Source organism: Paenibacillus ihuae (assembly GCF_001368795.1).
Classification (GTDB): Bacteria; Bacillota; Bacilli; order Paenibacillales; family Paenibacillaceae; genus Paenibacillus_AQ; species Paenibacillus_AQ ihuae.
This window is the reverse complement of record NZ_LN831198.1, coordinates 1,521,719-1,528,067: the sequence shown is the minus strand read 5'-3', so window position 1 is coordinate 1,528,067 and position 6,349 is coordinate 1,521,719. Positions and strand designations below refer to the sequence as shown.

Sequence of the window (6,349 nt, the reverse complement as noted above, 5' to 3'; positions counted from 1 at the left end):
CGAATGGTCAGAAGCTCCGCCGGCTGCTTCAGCTGCTGGTACGGGGTATAGCGCTCACTGCCGATCGCGAACAGCAGCGGATGCACACCTGCGGCATCGACGGCATGCACTTCTTTTACGCCCGGCACCTCATTCTTGATGGCATTGCCGGTCAGCTCATGAATCAGCTCCCCGAAGGCTGTATCCTCCTGCGGCGGCCGGCCTACGACTGTGAAGGGGAAGATTGCCCCTTTTTTGGCATAGACCTTATGTACCTTCATCACCGGAAAAGGATGGATCAGGCTGTAGTACCCCAAATGATCGCCAAACGGTCCTTCCGGCTTCGTCTCACCCGGATAAATCTCACCCGTAATGACAAAATCGGCATCCGCGCTGATGCAGAAGCCGTCAACGTAGCTGTAACGGAAGTGGCGTCCGCCCAGCAGGCCGGCGAAGGTCATCTCACTTAGGCCTTCCGGGAGCGGCATCACAGCCGACAGCGTATGAGCCGGAGGACCGCCGATAAAGCAGCTGACCTTGAGCGGTTCGCCCCGCTTCGTAGCATGGGTCTGATGGATACCGATTCCGCGGTGAATCTGGTAATGGACCCCGACTTCTTTGTTCATCTCATAGTCATTGCCGCTGAGCTGAATCCGGTACATCCCGAGATTCGAATTCATAATGCCCGGCTTGTCCGGGTCCTCTGAATACACCTGCGGCAGTGTTACAAAAGCTCCGCCATCCCCCTGCCAGTGCTTTATCTGCGGCAGATCGGAGATTTGAATCTCCTCAAAGCCGGACGGAAGTCCGCCGGGAATCTTTAGCGGCAGCGCCTTCCGGGCTGCAAGTCCTGTACCGATATATTTAAACGGTGCTTTAAGCGCCTTCACCGGATCATCGCGCAGGGCAATGACGTTCTGGGAAGACTCCCACGTGTCACGGAAAATAAACTTGCTCCGCTCGATCGTCCCGAAAAGATTCGACACCGCCCGGAACCTTGAGCCTTTAACCTTTTCAAATAATAATGCAGGCCCGCCTGCTTCATATACCTTCATATGGATGGCTGCCATCTCTAAGTGAGGATCGACTTCCTCCCGGATACGGATCAAATGCCCGTGCTTCTCCAGGTCAGTAATGCACTCTTCCAAATTGCGATATGTCATTGGTCTTACTCCAATCTGCAGAAGAAATGTGAACTTCTTTATTATCAATGAGGCCGGACTCAAGGTCAACGTCTTCTAGCCTTTATAACGCCAGCAAATAAGGGTGCCCCAGTAGCCATTCATTTCGAACGACTTACAGGACACCCCCTTCGATGTAGAGGCCTTTATGATTTAAGCTTAGCTGGCAGCCATTCGCCGGTAAACTCAATCTCATTATAATTGTAAAAAGAGTGCAGAATCGTCTCGCGGTCATCCGTGAACAGCTGATCCGCAACGCCGCCCACCAGCTTCGGAATAGCGTTCCTGATCCCTGATATGGCTGAGGCGGACAAACCGTTACTGGCCAGTGCAGAATAATTGAAGACGAACATACCGTGCAGCAGCTTCTTCCCATCCTCATCCCGGCTCTGGAGCGCGAAGCCGGGACTGAGGTAAGGATGGGCATCCAGCAGCGGATTAGCGATCTCTGCAGGAGCCTGATAGCAGTCACTCCAGCGTGCGATATGACTCTCGACCAGCCTCAGCTCGGGCCGCAGTCCCGGATCACTGAGCAGCCCCGTACTGACGATCAGGAAGTCAAAAACGAACTCTCCCTTAGGCGTGGTCACCACCGCCTGATCCTCCACTTCTTCCACCTTCAGCCAGGGGGAGCCGAGATGCAGACTGAATCCCCGCCACGCGGCTGCGCGGGCAAAGGTATCATTCGTCGGCGGCTGATTGTACTTGAAGAAATGCGAGATTACCCCGTATTTATCAGCATCTCCAAGCGTATGGAACCGTTCGATCATCCCCGAGAGTTCCATCTGGCGGATTGGATTCACATTCGGCAGCTGCTCCCGGCGGACGAACACATGAGCTTCAGCCGCACCTTCTGAGAGCACATAGTTGGCATTATCAAAAGCCGAAGCGCCGCCGCCAAGGATGGCAATTCTTTTGCCAGCCAGTGCATTGAAATCAATGGTTTCCGAAGTGTGCGCATACAAGTGCTCCGGCAGATTGCCGGCAATCATCTCGGGCACATGCCATTCGCCTCCGCCCTGGATACCGGTAGCCAGCACAACCTTGCGGGCCAGCAGCTGGCTGGACGGTGCCCCCGCCCCGCCAATATGCAGCCGGTAAATCCCGTCCTCCCCGGGCTCAATCAGCTTCAGCGTCACTTCATTGATGACTGGCAATCCGAGTACCCGGCGGTACCAGCGCAAATAATTCATCCAGTCCCCGCGCGGAATTTTGTCGATGGCTTCCCAGCCCTGCGGACCGGCTTGCGCCTCCCACCAGGCACGGTAGGTCAGGGAAGGAATCCCCAGATCAATGGATGTCAAATGCTTGGGTGTACGCAGCGTAACCATCCGGGCATAGGTTTCCCAAGGTCCTTCTAGGCCTTCACGATTCTCATCAATAATTACTATATTGGAGATCCGTTCACGCAGCAGGCCAAAGGCCGCCCCCAGTCCGCTCTGCCCGCCCCCCACAATAACGACATCATAGACATGCCCTTCAGGATGCTTAGTGGGACGTACCCAATCCGCACCGCCGTAGGCGAGATAAGAAAGGTCGGTTTTCACGCGTTCATATAAAATTTCCAGGCTCATCATTCCTCAGACCTTTCGCTGGCATCTTTAGGAACCTCCACATTTGCAAGCTGTTCCCGTGCTCCACACTTACATTATTGGCCCTATTATATCCGGTATGGTTCACCTTTTAAATATTTATGTCAGGTTTATTGTCATTATAGCTAAAATCAGCTCAGATGATTGTACATATTAACTAACATTTCTAAATTCAGCCGCCCGGGTTATTGACAAATTCAGTATTGTGGTCCAGAACGAAAGAGTTGATGGAATAAAATATGCCACAGGTACATTTCCTTATATATATTGAACCTATGATTTTTCTATTTCGGGATTGAATGAGACATCAGCTTCGGCATGAACTTGCTCCAGAAGTGTTTAGCCGAATACGTGCGCAACTTGCTTCATTTCCCGATACGCACACTCAATCATGAAGCGATAACCGTACAAGCAGCTGATGTCCGTAGCTGCCAGGCTCAAATCCGTACTGACCAAGATGGAACAGCGGCCCTCATGCACCACCAGCACAAAGTGCAACTCCTGAACCAATACGAGGAAAAAGTCCCGTTATTTCTTGCAAAAGTCCTCCATAATTGAGATTACCGGGAATTCCTCCCTGTAATCTTGCTTAAATGGACTTAAACAGGACGACATGCCGAATGTAGAGGGAAGTTTCCCCGCTAATCCCATACACTCTCGGATCTCTTTCTGACTAGAGGGAATCATTCCTGTTATCTACGTTTCGGTGCTATTCGCGTATGATTTTCGGCAAGAACATTTGATCGTTTAGTACATCTTTAAGCTCAATCTATATAGCGGTAGATCAGCATCTATTGCCCTACCGATTTCTGGAGTTCTGCAATACTTTCCTCTAAAAAATGTTTGTTCTGCTCAATCCCCCGCTTCTCACACCAAGCAACTGCACTGAAAGCATCGTAGAAATTATAAAAAGGCAATATCCGCTCCAGCTCCGGCAATGGACGAATGGATTCATAGCCTTCAACATAAGCCGGTTTCGACTGCGGATTAACTTCCCAGACATACCTGTTGATCTTGGCAAAATCGATTTCAGCAGAACCTCTGCGTGCACTCTCGTAATCGATAATACCTATGACTTTATTATTGCTGACCAAGATATTGCCGGGCCGGAAGTCCATATGTACAACCAGGGGACCATCACTCTCCGGTAACGCTGAGAAGAGACCCTCAAAGTGAACCAGACACTTCTCAAATAACTCTGCATTTAGGATATTCTTGTTTATTGCCTGCACTTTACGAAATTTTTATTGATATAGACCCGCCAGTCATTGTTACGAAGCGGTTTAAACCCGTCGCTGTTATAAACGCCGTATGCCGGCATTGCAACATTATGCAGCCTGGCATGAACCTCACCGATCTGGCAGGCAAGCTTCGGGTCAGTTACCCTGCTACAGGGCAAGCCTGGAATCGCCGACAAGAGCAAATGTCCAACACCTTCGGCACAGGAATTACCTCCTTCAACAATTCGAGCATGGTACATTCACGAACCAGCTTATCCTTGTTAAAAGGGATCTTCAGATACACCGCTCCTCCGCTGACCAGCGTAAGTTTATTAACTTCAGAACTGAATGACTCTGGAACACCGTCTATACTCATGACATTAAGCTTTAACTTCTCAATAATCTTCTGAATGGATTTCATCATTCACCTCTCAAACCTGCAGTTCCCGGTTGACCGCGTCAATCATTCCCTGCAAGGAATCTTCGTCAATAAACAGGCCTCTACCCTCAGGAATCCGCTCCGCTGTCTCATGATTGAAGTCGGTAAATTCACTGCCCTCTGCCCAAAAATAAACCTCTGCGTCCTGGAATCCCTTCCTATCTTTAACCGGCGGCTGCCCCCGTAAGTTCACTACATAAACTAGTCCATGTCCTATATCCAGATACAGATGATCACCCATTCTGCGCGGCGGCTGCGGTTGTGCCGATTTCAAATTGAGCTTATGAATCAATTCTTCCTGAGACATGTGCAGCATAATTACTTCATTGGTATCTCGATCCACCGTAATTGTCAGGCTTGGGGCAAAACCGGCCAGAAAGCGCAGGGCAACCGAATGTTTCAGCGAATCATCAAATTGCCAGCCAAGCGGCAGCAGACCAAATTCGGTAACTTCCGCACCAAAATAAGCTGTGTGAAGCAAAGCTTGCAGCTCCACCGATTCTGATTCCCTGTATGGTTCAAGCACTGCTGTCTTTACATTGTAATGAACCAGGCTCCGCTTGCGTCCGGCATACCTGTCGCCGACCTCGTGGTGGCGGTAGAGATCCTTCATTACCGGCAGAATGCCGGCCTTATTTTCATCAAACAGTTTAACCGATCCGGGCTTCAGCTGCCGCAAATAGACGGTTTCAATTCTGCCCTTCCGGACCACTTGCTTCACCTCGGCAAAATGGGGGGCAACCTCCTGCATAATACGCTCCCGAACCTCTTCATCAAGCACAGGGATAGCCACTGTGAATTCAACCGATAACCATACACTGGCGGCTGTAAAATATTGTCCGAGTGCGCTCATTCCGGTTGGATCCTCTGTCATAATCCGCTTCATCTCAAATCTGGAGTCTTCGTCAAATTTCATTCGTTCCTGCTTGCTGCTGTACGCAAGCGTGCTGTAGTCCTGTATCCATTCAAACAAAGGGGCAGCCTCCTCTCCGATTTGTGCCTTCATTATAATCTATTATTCCACAGACCTCTGCTGATCGGAGAAAGTCCCGATCCACCTTCTGACTTCCCTTATATACTTCTCCTGCTCCTCATCTGGAATCATATGCCCGGACGCTTGAAACTCAATAATCCGCAAAGAACAGATGGACCGGTCGTACTTCTCTAAGTCATCCTCCGAAATATCCGAGGGAATTAAAGCCTCGCGGTTGCGCCCGATAAACAGGGTTACAGGAAGTAGCAGCTGCGATAATTGCGGCGCGAAGTCTATTTCTCGCGCTTCATTCGCCAATCCTTCAAGCGCTGCCCGGCGTATAAAATTCAGTATAGGTACCCCTGCATATTTTAGTTCAGACCAGAATTTCACGGATTGCTCAGACTGGCTGCTATGTACCGGCGGCTGATCCACCAGGAGGAGTCCCTGCATATGCTGCTGGTTCCGCAGGCTCCAGCCAAGCGAGTAGGCAGCCCCTCTGGAGAAGCCTAGCACACAATAATCTTCTAGCCTGCAATGTTTAACAACCGCTTCAATATCCCCCAAATGATCAGCTAGGTCATAGCCCTGTTCAGGTGTAGAGCTTAGCCCACGTCCCCGGAAACTAAAGGTAACAACATGTCCGGGCAGACTGGCCAGCAAAGGAATGGCCCGCTCCGCTGGCTCCCACAGTCCGTTAATCACCAGAAGCGACGGGGCTGTCACGGAGGCCTCACCCTTCTCAAGAACATGCAGAGCAACTTCAGCATTGTGCACAAAATAGCTTTTCATCCGTATCCCACCTTAAGCATAGTTGTTTCAATAATTCCACATTTTTACTGTATGCACAATGAAAAATATCTGCACAAACCAGGGCAGCGCAACCCTTTTACAAGAGTGCGCTGCCCTGGTGTTATCCTCATCCCATAAAGTCCGGCTTAGAATTGGGCGATATAGAATTCACG

General features: G+C 50.4%; 6 protein-coding genes. All 6 read right to left on the bottom strand.

What is annotated here, in order from left to right; all coding sequences use genetic code 11:
- Positions 1-1,142 (bottom strand): UbiD family decarboxylase (locus AQR02_RS33655; RefSeq protein WP_245237168.1); only part of this gene is annotated, 1,142 nt, incomplete at its 3' end.
- Positions 1,143-1,306: 164 nt separating this feature from the next.
- A complete protein-coding gene (locus tag AQR02_RS06760; protein ID WP_054939927.1) occupies positions 1,307-2,734 on the bottom strand; it encodes an NAD(P)-binding domain-containing protein in 1,428 nt (475 codons plus the stop codon).
- Positions 2,735-3,543: 809 nt separating this feature from the next.
- Positions 3,544-3,984: a phosphotransferase enzyme family protein gene (locus AQR02_RS33650; RefSeq protein WP_342447444.1), complete on the bottom strand. Its 441-nt coding sequence runs from the start codon at positions 3,982-3,984 to the stop codon at positions 3,544-3,546.
- Positions 3,985-4,132: 148 nt separating this feature from the next.
- Positions 4,133-4,393 carry a protein kinase family protein gene (locus tag AQR02_RS33645; protein WP_245237166.1) on the bottom strand — a complete coding sequence of 87 codons (261 nt, stop codon included), beginning with the start codon at positions 4,391-4,393 and terminating at the stop codon, positions 4,133-4,135.
- 10 nt (positions 4,394-4,403) lie between these two features.
- On the bottom strand, positions 4,404-5,384 hold the full coding sequence (locus AQR02_RS06750) for a hypothetical protein (RefSeq protein WP_054939926.1): 981 nt from the start codon (positions 5,382-5,384) through the stop codon (positions 4,404-4,406).
- A 42-nt stretch (positions 5,385-5,426) separates the two neighbouring features.
- On the bottom strand, positions 5,427-6,176 hold the full coding sequence (locus tag AQR02_RS06745; RefSeq protein ID WP_054939925.1) for an alpha/beta fold hydrolase: 750 nt from the start codon (positions 6,174-6,176) through the stop codon (positions 5,427-5,429).
- Positions 6,177-6,349 lie beyond the last annotated feature (173 nt).